Source organism: Lichenibacterium ramalinae, from assembly GCF_004137085.1.
GTDB lineage: Bacteria > Pseudomonadota > Alphaproteobacteria > Rhizobiales > Beijerinckiaceae > Lichenihabitans > Lichenihabitans ramalinae.
Genome location: NZ_QYBC01000001.1, coordinates 87322 through 107492 on the forward strand (window position 1 = coordinate 87322; position 20171 = coordinate 107492).

A 20171-nucleotide genomic window follows, 5' to 3' on the forward strand; every position below is an offset into this window, starting at 1 on the left:
GGGCCCGGGCAGCCCGTCCCTCACCGCCGAGATGGGGATGCACCCGGGGTGCGTTCAACCGGGGGCGAGGCATCGACCGACGGGATCAGGCCGCGAGGGTGCCGAGGTCGGCCGCCTCGCCGCGCGTCGCCGCCGCGAAGGTTTCGATCGGGGCCGGGCGGCCCAGGAGGTAGCCCTGAACCTCGTCGCAGAGTTCGGCGCCGAGGAAGCCGAGTTCCGCCTTGGTCTCGACGCCCTCGGCCAGGATGGCGAGGTCGAGCCCGCGTCCGAGTTCCAGGATGGCCCGCACGATGGCGGAGGCCTGCTGGTTGGCGTCGACGGACTGGACGAAGGACCCGTCGATCTTGATGCGGTCGAAGGGAAAGGCGCGCAGGTTCGACAGCGAAGAATAGCCCGTGCCGAAATCGTCCATGGCGATCTTCACGCCGAGCTGCTTCAACCGGGTCAGCGCCGCCAGCGCCCGGGTGATGTCGCGGATCAGCGCCGTCTCGGTCACTTCGAGCTCGAGGCGCCGCGGATCGATGCCGGTCTCGGCGAGCACCGCCTCGACGCTGTCGGCGAAGCCCGGCGCGTGGAGCTGCACGGCCGACACGTTGACGGCCACGCGCAGGGGCACCCGCCACCCGGCGGCCTCGGCGCAGGCCGTGCGCAGCACCCAATCGCCGATCTGCAGGATCGTGCCGGTCTCCTCCGCGACCGGGATGAACAGCGCCGGCGAGACGAAGCCGTGGGCGGGCCGGTTCCAGCGCAGGAGCGCCTCGAAGCCCACGATGGTTCCGGTGGCGACGGCCAGCTGGGGCTGGTAGACGAGGCTCATCTCGCCCCGCGCCACGGCCGTGCGCAGCTCGTGCTCCATGAGGCGCCGGCCGCGGACCTCCGCCCCCATGCCGGATTCGTAGAAGCGGTGGGTGCCCCGCCCTTCCGCCTTGGCGCGATAGAGCGCGGTATCGGCGGCGTTGAGCAGGTGCTGCCGGTCCTCGCCGTCCCCCGGAAAGAGCGCGACGCCGATGCTGGTGGCGAGGGCCGGGCCCGAGTCCCGCCCGACGTTGAGCTCCGCGAGGGCTGCCAGGATGTCGAGGGCGAGGCGCCCCGCCACGGCGGGCTCGCCGGCGTCGGGGACCAGGACGGCGAACTCGTCCCCGCCGAGCCGGGCCGCCACGCGCCCCCCGCCGGCGAAGCCCGCGAGGACGCGGCCCACCGTCTTCAGCGCCTCGTCGCCGGCCCCGTGGCCGAAGAGGTCGTTGATTTCCTTGAACCTGTCGAGGTCGAGGCACAGGACGGCGAAGCCGTGGCCGCGCCGCCCCGCGCCCGTCACGGCGTCGTCGAGCACCGCGTCGAACAGCGCGCGGTTCGGCAGGCCGGTGAGCCCGTCGTGATGGGCCATGAACCGCATGCTGTCCTCGGCGCGCTTGCGGGCACCGAGGTCGCGGAGCGCGATGGCCTGGTGGCGCTTGCCGGCGAATTCGATGTCGTTGACCAACACCTCGACGGGCACGCGGCCGCCGTCGCGCGCCAGCAGCACGGTCTCGACGGGGGCGCCGCCGCGACGCGGCCAGGCGTCGCGGCGGTCCGCGTCGGGCAACAGCTCGCACAGCGCCATGCCGACCACGGCGGCGGAGGAATGGCCGCTGAGCAGGGCGAAGCTGGTGTTGGCGGTGACGACGCGGTCGCCGTCGCAGATCATCAGCCCTTCCACGGCGGCATCGGCGAGCGAGGTCATGCGCAGCACCTCGGCCGCGGCCCGGCGGCGCAGGCGCAGGTCGGCGCCGAGCGCCACGACGGCGAGCAGCAGGATCAGCACGCTCGCCACCGCCACCGGCCCGATCAGCTGGTCCGGCGCCAGGGCGCCGGGAGCCACGCCGGTGCCGGGCGCCGGCAGGATCGCGATGGCCTTGAGGGCGATGAGGTGATGGGAGCAGATGGCCAGGGCCAGCAGCATCGCGCAGGCGAGCCGCCCGCGCAGCCCGCCCCGACGCCCGACCACCACGGCCGCCGCCGCCAGCACCAAGGCCAGGACCGTGGCCAGGGCGAGCAGGGCCAGGCTCGGGTCGAGGACACCGGCAACCTCGTAGCCCGCCATGGCGCAGCCATGCATGGCCACGGCACCGGCGCCGACCGTCGCCCCGCCCGCCATGGCGCCGCCGCGGCCCTGCGCGCGGGCCGCGATGGCGAGGCCCGCCACCGTGCCGCCCACCGCGATGACCAGCGCCGCCACCATCGGCACCACGTCGTAGCCGCTCCGCAGGCCGGTGTTGAGGCCCAGCATGGCGAAGAAGTGCGTCGCCCAGATGCCGGTCCCTCCGGTGAGGCCGGCGATGGCGAGCCAGGCGGCACGGGCCCGGCCCCGGCTGGCCCCGACCTGATCGTTGAGGTTGACCAGCGCCAGGGTCGACAGGAGGCACAGGATGACGGCGACGCCGAGGAACGGCGCGTCGTACCGGATGTCGAAATGTCCGTCGTTGCTCAGCATCGGCCCGAAAGCTCACAGGAGATGACGGATAGTATCGGCCCCGAGCCCTTAACAGACGTTGCAGGAGGGGAAGCCCGGACGTCTCGGCCGCTTTCGCCTTGGCGCGGCGGTTGCGGAGGTCTAGAACCGCTCCCAAATCCGCAAGAGCCGCCCACAGCGAGACCAGCCCCATGCCTCCCTATCGTTCACGCACCACGACCCACGGCCGCAACATGGCCGGCGCCCGCGGATTGTGGCGGGCGACCGGGATGAAGGACGGGGACTTCGGCAAGCCCATCATCGCGGTGGTGAACAGCTTCACGCAGTTCGTGCCCGGCCACGTCCACCTCAAGGACCTCGGCCAGCTCGTCGCCCGCGAGATCGAGAGCGCCGGCGGCGTCGCCAAGGAATTCAACACCATCGCGGTCGACGACGGCATCGCCATGGGCCACGACGGCATGCTGTACAGCCTGCCCTCGCGCGAAGTCATCGCCGACAGCGTCGAATACATGGTCAACGCGCATTGCGCCGACGCGATGGTGTGCATCTCCAACTGCGACAAGATCACCCCCGGCATGCTGATGGCGGCGCTGCGCCTCAACATCCCGGCGGTCTTCGTGTCGGGCGGCCCGATGGAGGCCGGCAAGGTCGACCACCGGGGCAAGATCAAGGCGCTCGACCTCGTCGACGCCATGGTGGCGGCCGCCGACGACGACTATACCGACGAGGAGGTGACGGTCATCGAGCGGTCCGCCTGCCCGACCTGCGGCTCCTGCTCGGGCATGTTCACGGCCAATTCGATGAACTGCCTCACCGAGGCGCTCGGCCTCGCCCTGCCGGGCAACGGCTCGACGCTCGCCACCCATGCCGACCGCAAGCGCCTCTTCGTCGAGGCCGGCCACCTCATCGTCGACGTCACGCGCCGCCACTACGAGCAGGACGACATGAGCGTCCTGCCGCGCGCCATCGCCAGCTTCGAGGCCTTCGAGAACGCCATGACGCTCGACATCGCCATGGGCGGGTCGACCAACACGGTGCTGCACCTCCTCGCCGCCGCCCACGAGGGCGAGGTGAACTTCACCATGTCGGACATCGACCGGCTGTCGCGCCGCGTGCCCTGCCTGTGCAAGGTCGCGCCCGCCAAGAGCGACGTCCATATGGAGGACGTGCACCGCGCCGGCGGCATCATGGGCATCCTGGGCGAACTCGACCGCGCCGGCCTGCTGCACAGCCATTGCGGCTCCGTCCACGCCGAGTCGCTCGGCGCCGCGCTCGACCGCTGGGACGTGAAGCGCACCGAAAGCGAGACCGTGCGGGACTTCTTCCGCGCCGCGCCCGGCGGCGTGCCGACCCAGGTCGCCTTCAGCCAGAGCCGCCGCTACGAGGACCTCGACACCGACCGCCAGGGCGGCGTGATCCGCGACAAGGAGCACGCCTTCAGCCAGGACGGCGGCCTTGCAGTGCTCTACGGCAATCTGGCCGAAGAGGGCTGCATCGTGAAGACGGCGGGCGTCGACCCCTCGAACCTCGTCTTCGACGGCACCGCCCGGGTGTTCGAGAGCCAGGACGCGGCGGTCGACGCCATCCTGACCAACCGCGTGTCGCCCGGCCAGGTGGTGCTGATCCGCTACGAGGGCCCGCGCGGCGGTCCCGGCATGCAGGAGATGCTCTACCCGACGAGCTACCTGAAGTCGAAGGGCCTCGGCAAGCTCTGCGCCCTGGTGACGGACGGCCGCTTCTCGGGCGGCTCCTCGGGCCTGTCCATCGGCCACGTTTCGCCGGAAGCCGCCGAAGGCGGCACGATCGCGCTGGTGCAGGAGGGCGACCGCATCGCCATCGACATCCCGAACCGCTCCATCCACCTCGACGTGGCGGACGCCGAACTGGCGCGCCGCCGCGCCGCGCTGGAGGAAGGCCGCGGCTTTAAGCCCGCGGAGGTCCGCAAGCGCAAGGTCACGACGGCGCTCAAAGCCTATGCCGCCATGACGACCAGCGCATCCAAGGGGGCGGTGCGCAAGCTGCCGGAGTGAGGTGACGATCTGCCCGCCCGTCGTGAAGGAGCATCTCCAGCGTGCAGATCTCCTTCGACTGGGATCAGGCCAAGGCCTCCTCGAACGTCGGCAAGCACGATGTGACGTTCGAGGAAGCCATGTCGGTCTTCCGTGATAGCCTGATGTTGTCTGTCCAGGACGACAGTGCTTCGGAGGAGCGTTGGATCACGATCGGCGAAAGCTCTGTCGGCCGCCTGGTCCTCCTTGTCCACACATGGACGGAACACGATGAAGACCGCGTGGTGGTTCGCCTGATCTCGGCAAGGCGTCCGACCCGCAACGAAACGAGGCAGTATCGCGAGGGCGCATGAGGGACGAGTACGACTTTTCGACCGGTCGACGAGGGCGGTTCTTCCACCAGGACGCGACCTTGGCTCCGCCAGTCCATCTCGATGCCGATATCCTGGTCTCGCTCGAGGGACGCGCGGAGCGGCAGGGCGTGACACTCGACGCTTTGGTCAACGCACTGCTCCGGCAAGCTCTCGACCTGTCCATCGCGGCGAGGCATCCTGAACCTTGAAACGTGCGAGCCTGTTCGCAGGCTCGGCTGTCGTCGGCATCGGACGACGCGAGCCATGTCGTCGGGCAATACGGACCGCGGCGGCATCGAAGACGCCTGGTCATCGCGGACCGGCACCACCGTCGCATTCAACGACCCGACAGGACCAAGCCCAAGCTCGACGGCGTCCCGGTGGCCAGCTTAGATAGCGTCGTGGCCGACGTCCGGCTCGGAGCGATGGCGATGACCGACGGGACCAGCAGCACCGCCGCCCCCAACGCCGACCAAGTCGCCTATTGGAACGGCGATGCCGGGGACAAATGGGCCCGATTGCAGGCGCACCTCGACGGGCTGTTCGCCCCGATCAGCGCGGCCGCCGTCGCGGCGGCGGCGCCGCGCCAGGGCGAACATGCGCTCGACATCGGCTGCGGCTGCGGCGCCACCGTGCTGGCGCTGGCCGAGGGCGTCGGGTCGCTCGGGCGCGTCACCGGGGTCGACATCTCGGCGCCGATGCTGGCGGTGGCGGAGCACCGCATCGCCGCAAGCGCGCTGACCCAGGCGGCCGTGCTGAAGGCCGATGCCGCGACCGAGCCCTTCGCACCGGGCTCGTTCGACCTCGCCTTCTCGCGTTTCGGCGTGATGTTCTTCGACGCGCCCGTCGAAGCCTTCATCAACATCCACCGCGCGCTCAAGCCGGGCGGGCGGCTGGTCTTCGCCTGCTGGCGGCCCTTCAAGGCCAATCCCTGGTTCTCCGTGCCCTACAGGGCCGCGGTGCCGCACCTGCCCGAGCAGGAAAGGCCCGAGCCCGAGGCGCCCGGGCCCTTCGCCTTCGCCGACCCCGACCGGGTCGGGCGGATCCTCGGCCTGGCGGGCTTCGCGGAGGTGCGGGTCGAGGCCTTCGACGCGCCGCTGACCTTGGGCCGACACGGCGAGGTCGAAGAGGCGATGCGCTTCACCGTTCAGGTCGGCCCCGTGTCGCGGGCGCTGGCGAGCGGCACGGAAGCGCAGCGTGCGGCCGCCGAGCGCGCGGTCGCGGCGGCGCTGGCGGAGGTCGACGGGCCGGAGGGCATCCGGCTCGGCGCCCAGTGCTGGTTCGTCTCGGCGCGGGCCTGAGCCTTCTCCCGCGGCGCGGGAGGAGGCCGGCCCACCGTCACAGGATGAAGCGCGACAGGTCGGCGTTCTTGGCGAGGTCGCCGACGTTGGTCTTCACGTAATCGCGCGTGATGGTCACCTCCTGGCCCGAGCGGTCCGAGGCCGTGAAGGAGATCTCGTCGAGCACCCGCTCCATCACGGTCTGCAGCCGCCGCGCCCCGATGTTCTCGACGGTGGAATTCACCTCCACCGCCACCCGCGCCAACTCGTCGATGGCTTCGGGGTCGAAGGCCAGCGTCAGGCCCTCGGTCTCCATCAGCGCCACGTATTGCTTGATGATCGAGGCCTCGGTCTCGGTGAGGATGCGGCGGAAATCGTCCTCGGTCAGGGCCGCCAGTTCCACGCGGATCGGCAGCCGCCCCTGCAGTTCCGGCAGGAGGTCGGAGGGCTTCGACACGTGGAAGGCGCCCGAGGCGATGAACAGGATGTGGTCGGTCTTCACCGGCCCGTGCTTGGTCGGCACGGTGGTGCCCTCGATGAGCGGCAGCAGGTCGCGCTGCACGCCCTCGCGCGAGATGCCGCCGTCCCCGCCCCGGCCGTCGCGGGCGCAGATCTTGTCGATCTCGTCGAGGAAGACGATGCCGTTGTTCTCCACCTCGTGGATGGCCTGGCGCGTCACCGCCTCGGGGTCGAGCAGCTTCTCGCTTTCCTCGGCGAAGAGCGGCGCATGGGCCTCCTTCACGGTGGTGCGGCGCGGCTTGGTGCGCGCCCCGCCCATCTTGCCGAAGATGTCGCCGATCGAGATGGCGCCGATGGAGGCCCCCGGCATGTTGGGAAGTTCCATCATGGGCATGGTGGGCCCCGGCGCCGCCACCTCGATCTCCACCTCCTTGTCGTCGAGTTCGCCGGCGCGCAGGCGCTTGCGGAAGCTGTCGCGGGTGGCGGGCGACGAGGTTTCGCCCACCAGGGCGTCGAGCAGGCGCTCCTCGGCGGCGAGATGGGCCTTGGCCTCGACGTCCTTCTTCTTCGCCTCCTTGACGAGGCCGATGCCGATCTCGAGCAGGTCGCGCACGATCTGCTCGACGTCGCGGCCGACATAGCCGACCTCGGTGAACTTCGTGGCCTCGACCTTGAGGAAGGGCGCGTTGGCCAGCCGGGCGAGCCGGCGCGAGATCTCGGTCTTGCCGCAGCCGGTCGGCCCGATCATCAGGATGTTCTTGGGCAGCACCTCGTCGCGCATGGCGCCGGTGAGCTGCAGGCGGCGCCAGCGGTTGCGCAGCGCGATGGCGACGGCGCGCTTGGCGTCGTTCTGGCCGATGATGTGGCGATCGAGTTCGGAGACGATCTCGCGGGGTGAGAATTCGGTCATGGTCCCTCAGCCCCGATGCTTTCGACGACGAGGTTGTCGTTGGTGTAGATGCAGATCTCGGCCGCGATCTTCATGCCCTTGCGCACCACGGCCTCGGCTGGCAGCCCGGTGTCGATGAGGGCCCGGGCCGCCGCCAGAGCGTAATTGCCGCCCGAGCCGATGGCCGCCACCGACCCGTGCTCGGTCGCCTCCGGCTCCAGCACGTCGCCGGTGCCGGTGAGCACCAGCGCGGTCTTGTCGTCCGCCACCAACATCATGGCTTCCAGGCGGCGCAGGTAGCGGTCCGTCCGCCAGTCCTTGGCGAGTTCGACCGAGGCGCGCATCAGCTGGCCGGGGAATTGTTCGAGCTTGGTTTCGAGCCGCTCGAACAGCGTGAAGGCGTCGGCGGTGGCGCCGGCGAACCCCGCGATGACGTTGCCCTTGGCGAGACGCCGCACCTTGCGGGCCGTCGACTTCATCACGGTCTGGCCGAACGAAACCTGGCCGTCGCCACCGATCACCGTCAGCCCACGCTTCTTCACCATCAGGATGGTTGTGGCGTGGAAGGGCTGGCTCGGCTCGTTCCCCTGGACCATCGACGTCTCCGGCTGACCAAAGCGCTTCCGCCGTCGGCGAATCCGCTCCGGCTCCAAATCAGGAACAGTGTCATCGGCTTGGAATCGCCGAGGCGATTGCGGGACAGCCGATCCTGTTCGAGGCCCGGACGTATGGTGGCACGGGGGAGCTTGCAAGTGCGACGCCGAGTGCGGCCCCGAGTGCGACCTCAGGTGCGGCTGGCAGGTGCGGCCCGCAAGCCCGGCCCGGCCCGGCCGGCCGCGCTCCCATCGCTCCCGGCGCGACATCGTGCCGAAAGATGCCGCTTTCCTGGCGCAAGCTCCGCGGGTTAACCCTGCTGTCGAGACAGCTTCGCCCTGCGCGGCCCCCCCGAGATGCCGATCCGATGAGAAGCCCCGTTCCGGCCCTGGCGAGTGCCGCCGCCGTGCTGCTGGCCGCGACGGCCCCGGCCCTCGCCGCCGCCCCGCACGCGGCGCCGGCCCCCGACGCCACCCCCGTCCACCTCCGCTACGGCGTGGCGCTGATCGGCCTGCCGATCGGCACCGCCACCGTGGACGGCAGCGTGGGCGCCAAGGACTACCGGCTGCTGGGGACCGGCAAGCTCACCGGCATCGCGGGAGTGCTGGTCGACACCAAGGGCGCCGTGACGGCCACGGGCGCCCACCGGGACGGCCACCTGACGCCCTCGGGCTTCGCCGCCACGGCCGGCACGCCGCACTACCTCCTCACCATCCGCATGGCGGAGGAGAAGAATGCCGCCACCCAGGTCGAGATCACCCCGCCCTACCTGCAGTCGCCGGACCGCATCCCGGTATCCCCGGCGGACAAGCGGGGCATCATCGACCCCATGAGCTCGTTCATCATGCCGGTTCCGGGCACCGGCGACGTGCTCGGGCCGGCGGCCTGCGACCGCACGCTGCCGCTCTTCGACGGGGGCGTGCGCTTCAACGTGGTGCTGAGCTTCAAGCGCCTGCAGCAGGTGGCCAGCCCCGCCTACACGGGTCCCGTCGCGGTCTGCGCGGCGCGCTACCAGCCCATCTCGGGCTATCGGCCCGACCGCCCGGTCAACAAGTTCATGATCGACAACAAGGACATGGAGACCTGGCTGGCGCCCCTCGGCACCACGCGCTTCGTTTATCCCTACCACGTCGCCGTGATGAGCATGATCGGCATGGTGACGATCGAGGCGACGGACGTGTCCTTCGCCGCCCCCCTCAAGGCCGCCGGGGCGCAGTGACGTCGGAAGCCGTCCGGGAGGCGGACCGGACCGGGTCGGTGGGCGCGGGTTGATTTGCGGGCACCGCAGCCCGACATTCACCAGGAGCGGTCGTTCATGGGCCGCGCCTGCGAACCGGGTCCCGGCTCAAGAGCCGGAACCGTGCGGTCGTCACAAGCAGCGCCAAGAGGCCCGGCCGCTCGATGCATCATCCGAACCGCAGCACGCCGGGTGCTTTCGCCGGCGCCCTCAGCGGTGTCCGCGACCAGATCCGGGCCCGCACCGTCACGGCCGTCCTCGGGCCGACCAACACCGGCAAGACGCATTTCGCCATCGAGCGGATGCTGGCCCACCCGTCCGGCATCATCGGACTGCCGCTGCGGCTGCTGGCGCGCGAAGTCTACGGCCGCGTCGTCGAGAAGGTCGGGGCCGAGCAGGTCGCGCTGATCACCGGCGAGGAGAAGATCAAGCCCAAGCACCCGCGCTACTGGGTCTGCACCGTCGAAGCCATGCCGCGGGACCTCGACGTGTCCTTCGTCGCCATCGACGAGATCCAGCTGTGCCAGGACTTCGACCGCGGCCACGTCTTCACCGACCGGTTGCTGCACCGCCGCGGGCTCGACGAGACCCTGGTGCTGGGCGCCTCCACCATGCAGCGCATGATCGAGCGGCTGCTGCCCGGCGTCAGCATCGTCAACCGGCCGCGCCTGTCGAACCTGACCTTCGCGGGCGAAAAGAAGCTGTCGCGCCTGCCGCACCGCACCGCCATCGTGGCCTTCTCGGCCAACGAGGTCTACGCCATCGCCGAGCTGATCCGGCGCCAGCGCGGCGGCGCCGCCGTGGTGCTGGGCGCCCTGTCGCCGCGCACCCGCAACGCCCAGGTGGCGATGTACCAGAACGGCGAGGTCGACTACCTCATCGCCACCGACGCGATCGGCATGGGGCTGAACCTCGACGTCGACCACGTGGCCTTCGCGGGCGAGCGCAAGTTCGACGGCTGGCAGTACCGCCGGCTCAACCCCGCCGAGATCGGCCAGATCGCGGGCCGGGCCGGGCGCCACGTCAAGGACGGCACCTTCGGCACCACGGGCCGCTGCCCGGCCTTCGAGGAGGACCTCGTCGAAGCCCTGCAGGAGCACCGCTTCGACCCCGTCACGACGCTGCAGTGGCGCAACTCCGACCTCGACTTCACCTCGATCGCGTCCCTGCAGGCCTCGCTGGAGATCTTCCCCAACGAGCCGGGCCTGACGCGCGCGCCGCTCGCCGAGGACGTCATGGTGCTCGACATCGCGGCGCGGGACGAGACGGTGCGGCGCGTCGCCAAGACGCGCGCCGACGTGCAGCGGCTGTGGGACGTGTGCCAGGTGCCCGACTACCGCAAGGTGTCGCCGGCCGCCCATGCCGACTTCGCCCTGGCGCTCTACGGCTACGTGGTGCGGGCCGGGCGCGTGCCGGACAGCTGGTACGCCCAGCAGGTCGCCCTCTACGACCGGACCGAAGGCGACATCGACGCCCTGTCGGCGCGGATCGCCCAGGTCCGCACCCTCACCTACATCGCCAACCGGCCCGACTGGCTCGGCGATCCGGAGCATTGGCAGGGCGTCACGCGTCAGCTAGAGGACAGGCTGTCCGATGCCTTGCACGAGAGACTGGCCCAGCGCTTCGTCGACAGGCGGACGAGCGTGTTGATGCGGCGCTTGAGAGAGAATGCGATGTTGGAAGCGGAGATCACGGCCGGCGGCGACGTGATGGTTGAAGGCCAGCACGTGGGCCAGCTGCACGGCTTTCGGTTCACGCCCGACCCGCAGGCCGCGGGCGAGGCGGCGAAGGCGCTGAACGCGGCCGCGCTGAAGGCCCTCGGCGGCGAGATCGAGGCCCGGGCCGAGCGCTTCGCCGCCGCCGTGGACGAGAGCTTCGCCCTCGCCAACGACGGCACGATCCGCTGGCTCGGCGACCCCGTGGCCAAGCTCGCCGCTGGCGACAAGCTGCTGCAGCCCCGTGCCCGCATCGTGGCGGACGAATACCTCACCGGACCCGCCCTCGAGACGGTGCAGCGGCGGCTCGATCTGTGGCTCGGGCAGCACATCAAGAAGCACCTCGGCGTGCTCTTCGAACTCGAAGCCGGCGACGGGCTCGACGGCATCCTGCGCGGCATCGCCTTCCAGGTGGCGGAATCGCTCGGCGTTCTGGAGCGGTCCCGCGTCGCCGAGGAGATGAAGGGCCTCGACCAGGCGGCGCGCGGCACGCTGCGCAAGCTCGGCCTGCGCTTCGGCGCCTACCACATCTACCTCCCGGCGCTGGTCAAGCCGGCGCCCCGCGCCCTGGCGGCCCAGCTCTGGGCCCTGCGCCACGGCGGCGTCGAGAGCGTCAAGGGCCTCGACGAGGTGCCGCATCTCGCCGCCTCCGGTCGGACCTCCTTCGTGGCCGACCCCGACGTGCCGAAGGGCCTCTACCGCGCCGCCGGCTTCCGCGTCTGCGGGACCCGGGCCGTGCGGGTCGACATCCTGGAGCGCCTGGCGGACCTCATCCGTCCCGCCATCGCCTACCGGCCCGGCACGACGCCCGGCACGCCGCCGGCCGGCACGGCCGATTCCGACGGCTTCGTCACCACCGTCCAGATGACCTCCCTGGCGGGCTGTTCGGGCGAGGACTTCGCCTCCATCCTGAAGGCCCTGGGCTACGTGCTCGACCGTCGACCCGGCCCCGCCATCACGGTGCCGCTGGTGCCGGCCGCGCCCATCGCGCCGGTCAAGCCGGTGGCGATCGCACCCGAAGCCGCATCGGCCGACGCACCGGCAGAAGCGTCGCCGGACGCGGGGGACGCCCCGGCCGACGAGGCCGCCCCTGCTGCCGAGCCCGCCGAGGCCTTGGCGCCCGACGCGGAAACGTCTTCGGTCGAAGCCGCCGCGCCGGAAAGCGCCGACATTCCGGTCGACGACGGCGCCCTCATCGAAGGGACGGGCCTGTCCCGCACGCCTGCCCCGGCTCCCGAGCCCGTTGCCGTGACGGTGACGGATGCGGAGGCGGCCTCGCACGAGACGGCGCCGCACGAGGCGAACGAAACGACGACGCCCGAGACCGGCGAGGCTGCTGCGCCCGAGGCGCCGGAAGCCGAAGCCGTGGTCCAGGCGCCGCAGGACGGGATCGAAGCTCCGCAGGACGGGACCGAGCCGACCGTTTCCGAGACGGCCGACGACGAGACGACCCACGACGCCACCGCCGGCTCCGACGCCACCGCCGGCTCCGACGCCACCGCGTCCGACTCGGCCGCTGTCGAGGCCGTTCCGGCAGAGCCCGTGCTGATCGAAGTGTGGCGGCCGCACCGGACCAACCACCACGCCCAGCGCCGTCAGGACGGTCGCGGGGCTCCGCGCCGGGACGGCAGGGCCGATGGACGCCGGGGAGCGCCCGCCCAGGGCGGCGAACCCGCGGTCGCGGCCGAAGGTCACGCGGGCGAGCGCCAGGACGAGCGCAGGTCGCAGCGGCCGCGCCCCGACAACCGCGGCCCCAACGGGCGGCCGGGCGGCGGCGAGCGCCGCTTCGATCGCGACCGTCGGGGACCGGGCGGCGAAGCCGCACCGGCCGCCCAGGCCGGCCAGGTGCCCGAGGGTGGTGCCCGGCCGGCGCGGGACGGCGGTGCGCCCGCCCGCAACGGCAAGGCCCGGTTCGAGAACCGGGCCGGCGGCGGCGAGCGCGGCGGGTTCCGCGGCGGCGAGGGTCGCGGCGAGAACCGCCGCGAGGGCCGTGGACCGCAGAACTTCTCCACCGAGACGCGCCCGCCGGCGCGGGACCGGCAGCCCGACCCGAACTCGCCCTTCGCCAAGCTCATGGCTCTGAAGGTCGAACTCGAGCGCGGCAAGAAGGAGTCCTGACCCCGCTTGCCCGGCACCGCCCCTCCTCCGGCGGGTCCCGAGCCCGCGCGCCAGCGCCTCGACAAGTGGCTGTGGTTCACCCGCGTGGTGAAGACCCGCTCGCTGGCGGCGCGGCTCGTGACCGAAGGTCACGTCCGGGTCAATTCGGTGCGGGTGGAGACGGCGGCCAAGGCCGTCAAGCCGGGCGACGTGGTGACGGTGGCGCTGGAGCGCCACGTGCGGGTGCTGAAGGTGCTGTCCTCGGGCGAGCGGCGGGGGCCAGCGCCGGAAGCCCGCACCCTCTACGAGGACCTCGCGCCCCGGCCCGCCGCCACCCCGGGCGACGATGCGGGCGAGGGTCCGGACGACGAGGCCGAGGCGGACGGGACGGAAGATTAACTCCCGCCCGGTCATTCTGGCCGCGGGTCGGGCGCTTGCACGCGCCCCGCAAAGCCATTAGCACGGGCTGTTGGCGGACGTTCCGTTCGCGCCGCGCCCTCGATCGTGCCCGCACCGCCGGAAGCGCGTCAAAGGATAGGATATGACCTACGTCGTCGTCGAGAACTGCATCAAGTGCAAGTACATGGATTGTGTCGAGGTGTGCCCCGTGGATTGTTTCTACGAGGGTGAGAACATGCTCGTGATCCACCCCGACGAATGCATCGACTGCGGCGTGTGCGAACCCGAGTGCCCGGCCGAGGCCATCAAGCCCGATACGGAGTCGGGCCTCGAGAAATGGCTCGGGATCAACGCCGAATACGCCAAGTCCTGGCCCAACATCTCGGTCAAGAAGGACGCGCCCGCCGACAGCAAGGACTGGGACGGCAAGCCCGGCAAGGCCGAACTGTTCTCCCCGGCCGCCGGCACCGGCGACTGACGGCTCGCCCCTTCGGCACCATCGATCGAGCCCCCGACGGCCCTGCCGTCGGGGGCTTTCCTCGTCATGGGGGCGGTTGGGCTCGTGCCGGCGGGATCGGCGACGAGCGGGCGGGACGGCCGGGCCGCCGAGTGGCCCGACAGGCGGGTCAGCCCGCCAAGAGGCCCAGCGTGGCGGCGGCGCGCATGTCGGCCCAGCGGCGGTCGCGGCGCTCCAGGGCTTCGGCGTCGCTGCCCCACTGGGACTCCTGGAACGTCTCGTCGACATGGGCAGCAGCCCAGGCGGCTTCGGGCGACAGGCGGCCGTGCATCACGGCGAGGGCCAGCAGCGCCGAGCCCGTCAGCGTCGTCATGACGTTGAGGGCGGCGAGCCGGAAGGGGGCGGCGGGCCCCTGCCCGACCAGCCCATCTATCACCTGCCCGAGCGCCGCCAGCGTCGCGGGCGGCTGCGCCACGAAGGTCACGCCCTCGGCCAGGATGAACCGCGCCCCGTAAGCCTGGCGCGCCCAGTCGAGCACGGGATCCCAGGCCGCCGCCTGGGCGGCGACGAGCGGCGCGGGATCGGCGGCGCGGTAGACCAGGAGGTCGGAGCCCAGATAGGTGGCGACCTCGGCGGCGACGGCGTCCCTCTGTTCCGCCACGCCGTCGATGGCGCTGTTGGCGATGCGGGTCAGCGGCATCTTCGCGGGGTCGATGACGGCGACCTGCGCGTTCCATTCGCCCGCCACCGCCGCCGCGACCGGCTCCGACGGCAGCGCCAGCGGACGGCGGGCGGGGGTGCGGGCCGCCCGCCCATCGAGCAGCAGCGCGAAGCCGCCGTCGCGTTCGGCGACGCTCGCCAGCGCGTAGAAGCGCTTCGGCTTGGCGGGCGGGGCCTGGCGCCCCGGGATCATGGGTCCGGGCTCGTCCACCATCGCGTCAGTCCTCGGGGGCGTTCTCGATCGGGTCGAACTGCTTCGTGTCGAAGCCGAACAGGTCCCAGCTCTTCTGCATATGGGGCGGCAGCGGCGCCGTCACGTCGAGCGTGCCGCCGCGCGGGTTCGGCAGCACGAGGCGGCGCGCCAGCAGGTGGAGCTTGCGCTCCACGTCGGTCGGCACGGCGCGGGCGGGGTCGACGTGCTTGGCACCGCCCGGCGGCGCCACGAAATATTTCGGGTCGCCCACGATGGGGTGGCCGATGGCCTCGGCATGGGCGCGAAGCTGGTGGGTGCGGCCCGTGATGGGCTTCATCGACAGCCAGGCGAGCCGCGGCAGCACGCGGTCCACGGTGGCATAGAGCGTCACGGAATGCTGCGCGTCCGGGTCGCCGTGCTTGGCGACGCGCATGCGCTCCATGGCGGCGCGGTCGCCGCCCTTGGGGCGATCCGCCCGGTCGTTGCCCATGCCCTCGCCCTTGGCGAGGAAGAGCGAGATGCGGCCCTGGGCGGGCTTGGGCACGCCCTCGACCAGCGCCCAGTAATGCTTGCGGGCCTGGCGCGAGCGGAACACTTCGCCGAGGTCGGCCGCCATCTTGCGGCTGCGGGCGACGAGCAGCACGCCCGACGTGTCGCGGTCGAGCCGGTGCACCAGGAGCGGCCGGTTGCCGGCGGCGTCGGCGAGACTCGCCAGCATGCCGTCGACATGCTGCACGGTGCCGGAGCCGCCCTGCACGGCGAGGCCGTAGGGCTTGTTCAGCACCAAGACGTCGCGGTCCTCGAACAGCACCATCTCGAGGATGGCGCGTCGGTCCTCCTCGGAATGGGTGGGGCGCCGCACGACGGGCGCGGGGAAGTCCGCCATCTTCAGCGGGGGCACCCGCACGGTCTGGCCGGGCGCGACCCGGGCCGAGGTCTTGGTGCGGGCGCCGTCGATGCGGACCTGGCCGGTGCGGACGATCTTGTTGAGGTGGCCCAGCGTCAGTTCCGGGTGGCGCCGCTTGAACCAGCGGTCGAGGCGCATGCCGTCCTCGTCCGCGGTGACGACCAGGGTCTCGACGCTCATCGGTTCACTCCATATCGGGGGGCAGAGGGACCGATATGATCGCGCCACGCCAACAGCCGCGCCGCGGCGGGTCCCGGGACGGGCGCCGGCCACGGCACGCCATCGACATGGCGCCCCGCGACGCGGGATGCAAGCCTATTTCGGCGACGCGGGACGCCTCTCTATTTCGGCGGCGTGGACCCGGCCGGCGCCGACCCTTCCGGGGCCTTGGGGGACGTATCGACGGCCGGGGCGGCGGTGGGGGCGGCAGGCTCGGGGGCGTTGCCGTCGGGTGCCTTGCCCTCGGCGGCGGCCGTGGGCTTCAGGTCCGGCAGGCCATGGGCGATCTTGTCGAGGATCGCCGGCAGGTCGTCGGCCTCGGGCTTGAGGTCGCGCGCGTGGTTCCACTGGAACTGCGCCTCGAGCTTGTGGCCGGTTCGCCAGTAGGCGTCGCCGAGATGGTCGTTGATGGTCGGGTCGCCGGGCTTGAGCACGATGGCGCGCTCCAACTCCTTCACGGCCCCGGCGTAATCCCCGAGGCGGTAGTCGGCCCAGCCCAGGCTGTCGACGATGAACCCGTCCTCCGGGCGCAGCGCCACAGCCTTGCGGAGCATCTTGAAGGCCTCGTCGAGGTGCTCGCCCCGGTCGACCCAGGAATAGCCGAGGTAGTTGAGCACCACCGGCTGATCCGGGTTGAGGCGCAGGGCTTCCTGGAAATCGGCCTCGGCCTTGGGCCACTGCTTGTCGCGCTCGTAGGAGATGCCGCGGAAGTAGAGCAGCGTCCAGGCGGCCTTGTCGCCCGGGGCCAGCGTGGCGAGGGCCTGGCCGTAGGTGGCGGCCGCCGGGCCGTACTGCTTCTGCTCGCGCTGCACGTTGCCGAGCGTGGTCAGGGCGTCGATGTCGGCGGGGTGCCGCGCCACGATGTCCTTGAGGTAGCGGATCGCGTCTTCGGGCCGCCCCATCACGTCGAGCGTGAGGCCGGTCTGCACGTCGGCATTGTCGCGCAGGGCGCTGGCATCCGGCACCCTGTTGTAGACCGCGATGGCCTGCTCGTTCTGCTTCAGCCGCCCGTACAGGTCGGCCAGCGTGATCTGGGCGAGGCTGTTGTTGGGGGCGAGGAAGAGCGACAGGCGCAGGTAGATCATGGCGGCGAGTTCGTCGCCCTGGCGGCCGCCCGCCGCCCCCAGGCCGTAGAGCACCTCGGCGGCGCCTTCCTGCGCGGTCTTGACGAGCGGCTGGATGGGCTTGCCGGCCGTGATGTCGGCGGTCAGCGCCTCGATCTGCGGATGGTGCGGCAGGATCTCGCCGAAGGCGGCGAGCGCCCGCAGCGCCTCGTCCTTGGCGCCGTGGCGCGCCTCGAACCGCGCATAGGCGTCGACGAGCCGCAGGATCGTGTGGTCCTCGGCATAGGCGGTCTTAAAGCGCTTCGTGGCCTCGGGCAGGTCGTTGGCCATGTCGGCGATCAGGGCGGCGTGGTAGTCGCGGAAGACCGCGAAGCCGGTGTCCTTCAGCTCGTCGATGGCGGCGAGGCCCTTCTTCTCGTCGCCCTGGCCGGCGAAGGACCAGGCGGTGAGCAGCGTCGCCGTGATGTCGTGCTCGCGGCCGGCGCCGCCCGAGCTGAACTCGCGCCGGGCCGCCATCCAATGGCTGTCGCGCAACTGGCCGAGCCCCAGCACCATGTGGGCGAGGCCGTTCTTCGGGTCGGCCTTGACGAGGCGGCGAGCGAAGTCGAGCGCGTCATCGACGTCGCCGTTGGACAGGGCGGCCACGAAGGTCCGCTCGATGAGTTCCGGGTTGCGGGGATCGGACCGCAGGACTTCCTTGAAATAGGCCGAGGCCGCCTGGGTGTCGCGGTCCGCGCCCGCCACCAGCGCCGAAAGGTAGTTGCCCGTCACGCTGCCGCTGACGTCGGGGGGCGGCGGCAGGGCGATGGATTCGCGCGCCTGGACGGGGAGGGTCAGGGCCGTGCCGGCGAGCAGGAGGGCCGCGAGGCAGGCCGCGGCGCGGCGCGGAAAGAAGAGTTCGGGCACGGGGACCTTGTCGGGTTTGGGGGCGGCTCCCACCCCGGCAGGGGCACGGGCGCGCGCCGTCCGCAGCACGGTGAGGAGCGAAGATGTCCTTTTTGCGCTGGTGCCGCAAGGGCGCCCCCCCGCCGCCGAGGCGTGGCGGTTGACGCCCGGGGCCGCCGCGCGTTCTCATCGCGGGAAACCGACGAGGGACAGGAAACCACCATGGGCACCTTCAAGGCGCTGCGCATCGACCGGACGGAATCCGGGCAGACCGTGGCCCCCGTCGCCTTCGACGAGGCCGACCTCATGCCGGGCGACACGCTGGTGCGGGTCACCCATTCCACCGTCAACTACAAGGACGGGCTCGCCATCACGGGGCGGTCCCCGGTGGTGCGGCGCTTCCCCATGATCCCGGGCGTCGACTTCGCCGGTATCGTCGAGGAGACGAGCCATCCGGGGCTGAAGGCGGGCGACGCCGTGGTGCTCAACGGCTGGGGCACGGGCGAGACGCATCTCGGCGCCTACGCGGAGCGCTCGCGCGTCAAGGGCGAGTGGCTGGTGCCGCTGCCGCCGACCTTCACGGCCGCCGACGCCATGGCGATCGGCACGGCCGGCTATACCGCCATGCTGGCCGTGATGGCGCTGGAGAAGGCGGGCGTCACGCCCGAGCACGGCGCCGCCATCGTCACGGGGGCGGCGGGCGGCGTCGGCTCGGTCGCGGTGGCGCTGCTCAGCCGCCTCGGCTGGCGGGTGATGGCGTCGACGGGCCGGCCCGAGGAGGAAGGCTTCCTGCGCGACCTCGGCGCCGCCGAGATCGTGGCGCGCGACGAATTGTCGAAGCCCGGCCGCCCGCTCGGCAAGGAGCGCTGGGCCGCCGGCGTCGACGCGGTCGGCTCCCACACGCTCGCCAACGTCATCGCGCAGACCCGGTCGAACGGCGCCGTGGCGGCCTGCGGGTTGGCGCAGGGCGCCGACCTCCCCGCCACCGTGATGCCCTTCATCCTGCGCGGCGTGTCGCTGCTCGGCATCGACAGCGTCATGGCGAGCCGGGAGCGTCGCATCGCCGCCTGGGACCGCCTGGCGCGGGACCTCGACAAGGACAAGCTGAAGGCGCTGACGACGACGATCGGCTTCGACGCCATCGTGCCGACCGCGCACACCATCCTCGACGGCAAGGTGCGGGGGCGCGTGGTGGTGGAGATCGGGGGCTGAGGACCGGCCCTCTCCCGCCGGGCGGGAGAGGGCGACGGGTCCGTCACCGCTCCGCGGCGGCCCGCGCCAGCCTGTCCCGGAGCGCCTCGCCGAGCCCCTCGGCCGGGATCGGGGCGACCGCGATGCTTCCGCGCCCGGCCAGCTGCCCGTCGAGGCCGCGCAGGTGGCCGAAGAGGTTGGCGGCGGCCTCGGCAAGGTCCCGCCGCCGCGACAGGTCGAGCACCGGCCCGCCCTGCCCCACGAAGATCCCGCCGAAGTCGAGCCCGGCCTCGCCGGCCCGCAATGCCAGGGCGTCGAGCCGCACGGCCGCCCGCGGCGCATAATGGGAGGCCAGCATGCCGGGCGCCACCGTGGCGCCGCCCGCCGCCGCATCGGCGAGCCGCCGGCCCAGCACGGCCTCGATCGCCTCGCGCGTCACGCCGCCCGGCCGCAGCAGAATCGGGGCGCCGAGGCAGGACACGATGGTGGATTCCACGCCGACCTCGGTCGGCCCGCCGTCCAGCACGGCGTCGATGCGTCCCTCGAGATCGTCGAGGACGTGGCCCGCCGCCGTCGGGCTGATGCGGCCCGAACGGTTGGCCGAAGGGGCCGCGACCGGGACGCTGGCGGCGGCGATGAGGGCCCGGGCCACGGGGTGGGCCGGCACCCTCAGCGCCACGCTGTCGAGGCCGGCGCGGGCCAGGTCCGACACCGTGCAACGGGGACCGACCGGCACCACCAGCGTCAGCGGGCCGGGCCAGAAGGCGCGGGCCAGCGCCAGGGCGTCGGGGCCGAAATCGCCCTGCTCCCGGGCGGCATCGAGGTCCGCCACATGGGCGATGAGCGGGTTGAAGCGGGGCCGACCCTTGGCGGCGTAGATGCCGGCCACGGCCTCGGCGCTCCCTGCATCGGCGCCGAGGCCGTAGACGGTCTCGGTCGGGAAGGCCACGAGGCGCCCGCCGCGGAGCAGGCCGGCGGCCGCGGCGATCCCGGCAGGGTCTGCTGAAAGGCGTGCCGTGGGTCTGGGGTCGTGCGTCATGGTCCGACGATACCG

The 20171-nt window shown here is 72.0% G+C and carries 16 protein-coding genes; 9 read left to right on the plus strand and 7 right to left on the minus strand.

Annotated elements, in window-relative coordinates; all coding sequences use genetic code 11:
• Nucleotides 1–85: 85 nt before the first annotated feature.
• Complete coding sequence (locus tag D3272_RS00405) at nucleotides 86–2470, minus strand: bifunctional diguanylate cyclase/phosphodiesterase (protein WP_129217098.1); 2385 nt, start codon at nucleotides 2468–2470, stop codon at nucleotides 86–88.
• A 170-nt stretch (nucleotides 2471–2640) separates the two neighbouring features.
• Here D3272_RS00405 and ilvD point away from each other — a divergent pair, with 170 nt between their 5' ends.
• From ilvD to D3272_RS00425, 4 genes are all read left to right on the plus strand, one after another.
• The gene (gene ilvD / locus D3272_RS00410) at nucleotides 2641–4479 is read left to right on the plus strand and encodes a dihydroxy-acid dehydratase (RefSeq protein ID WP_129217099.1); all 1839 of its coding nucleotides are present in this window, start codon (nucleotides 2641–2643) and stop codon (nucleotides 4477–4479) included.
• Nucleotides 4480–4520: 41 nt separating this feature from the next.
• A complete protein-coding gene (locus tag D3272_RS00415; protein WP_129217100.1) occupies nucleotides 4521–4811 on the plus strand; it encodes a BrnT family toxin in 291 nt (96 codons plus the stop codon).
• Nucleotides 4808–5020 (plus strand): hypothetical protein, encoded by a 213-nt coding sequence (locus tag D3272_RS00420; protein WP_129217101.1) that lies wholly within the window; start codon nucleotides 4808–4810, stop codon nucleotides 5018–5020. Before D3272_RS00415 ends, D3272_RS00420 begins: the two co-directional genes overlap by 4 nt.
• Nucleotides 5021–5242: 222 nt before the next feature.
• The gene (locus D3272_RS00425) at nucleotides 5243–6112 is read left to right on the plus strand and encodes a class I SAM-dependent methyltransferase (RefSeq protein WP_129217102.1); all 870 of its coding nucleotides are present in this window, start codon (nucleotides 5243–5245) and stop codon (nucleotides 6110–6112) included.
• Between the two features lie 37 nt (nucleotides 6113–6149).
• Here the strand turns inward: D3272_RS00425 and hslU are convergent, their stop codons facing one another.
• Together hslU and hslV are read right to left on the minus strand one after the other, a co-directional pair.
• A complete protein-coding gene (gene hslU, locus D3272_RS00430) occupies nucleotides 6150–7460 on the minus strand; it encodes an ATP-dependent protease ATPase subunit HslU (RefSeq protein WP_129217103.1) in 1311 nt (436 codons plus the stop codon).
• Nucleotides 7457–8035, minus strand: a complete 579-nt coding sequence (gene hslV, locus D3272_RS00435; RefSeq protein WP_129217104.1) for an ATP-dependent protease subunit HslV — start codon at nucleotides 8033–8035, stop codon at nucleotides 7457–7459. The genes hslU and hslV overlap by 4 nt, the downstream gene beginning before the upstream one ends.
• Before the next feature lie 365 nt (nucleotides 8036–8400).
• Between hslV and D3272_RS00440 the strand changes: the two genes are divergently transcribed.
• From D3272_RS00440 to fdxA, 4 genes are all read left to right on the plus strand, one after another.
• Complete coding sequence (locus D3272_RS00440; RefSeq protein WP_165361151.1) at nucleotides 8401–9252, plus strand: DUF3108 domain-containing protein; 852 nt, start codon at nucleotides 8401–8403, stop codon at nucleotides 9250–9252.
• A gap of 182 nt (nucleotides 9253–9434) precedes the next feature.
• Nucleotides 9435–13103 carry a helicase-related protein gene (locus D3272_RS00445; RefSeq protein ID WP_129217106.1) on the plus strand — a complete coding sequence of 1223 codons (3669 nt, stop codon included), beginning with the start codon at nucleotides 9435–9437 and terminating at the stop codon, nucleotides 13101–13103.
• A gap of 6 nt (nucleotides 13104–13109) precedes the next feature.
• A complete protein-coding gene (locus D3272_RS00450; protein ID WP_129217107.1) occupies nucleotides 13110–13481 on the plus strand; it encodes an RNA-binding S4 domain-containing protein in 372 nt (123 codons plus the stop codon).
• A gap of 142 nt (nucleotides 13482–13623) precedes the next feature.
• Complete coding sequence (fdxA, locus tag D3272_RS00455) at nucleotides 13624–13959, plus strand: ferredoxin FdxA (protein WP_129217108.1); 336 nt, start codon at nucleotides 13624–13626, stop codon at nucleotides 13957–13959.
• A 148-nt stretch (nucleotides 13960–14107) separates the two neighbouring features.
• Here the strand turns inward: fdxA and D3272_RS00460 are convergent, their stop codons facing one another.
• The 3 genes from D3272_RS00460 to D3272_RS00470 all read right to left on the minus strand — a co-directional run bounded on the left by D3272_RS00460 (nucleotide 14108) and on the right by D3272_RS00470 (nucleotide 17947).
• Nucleotides 14108–14872, minus strand: coding sequence for an ATP12 family chaperone protein (locus tag D3272_RS00460; protein ID WP_129217109.1), 765 nt, complete (start codon nucleotides 14870–14872; stop codon nucleotides 14108–14110).
• Nucleotides 14873–14876: 4 nt separating this feature from the next.
• Complete coding sequence (locus tag D3272_RS00465; protein ID WP_129217110.1) at nucleotides 14877–15938, minus strand: RluA family pseudouridine synthase; 1062 nt, start codon at nucleotides 15936–15938, stop codon at nucleotides 14877–14879.
• 161 nt (nucleotides 15939–16099) lie between these two features.
• On the minus strand, nucleotides 16100–17947 hold the full coding sequence (locus D3272_RS00470; RefSeq protein WP_129217111.1) for a tetratricopeptide repeat protein: 1848 nt from the start codon (nucleotides 17945–17947) through the stop codon (nucleotides 16100–16102).
• Between the two features lie 201 nt (nucleotides 17948–18148).
• Between D3272_RS00470 and acuI the strand changes: the two genes are divergently transcribed.
• A complete protein-coding gene (acuI, locus tag D3272_RS00475) occupies nucleotides 18149–19138 on the plus strand; it encodes an acrylyl-CoA reductase (NADPH) (protein WP_129217112.1) in 990 nt (329 codons plus the stop codon).
• Between the two features lie 43 nt (nucleotides 19139–19181).
• On the opposite strand, the gene D3272_RS00480 is transcribed toward acuI, so the two are convergent.
• Nucleotides 19182–20156 (minus strand): L-threonylcarbamoyladenylate synthase, encoded by a 975-nt coding sequence (locus tag D3272_RS00480; protein ID WP_129217113.1) that lies wholly within the window; start codon nucleotides 20154–20156, stop codon nucleotides 19182–19184.
• Nucleotides 20157–20171 lie beyond the last annotated feature (15 nt).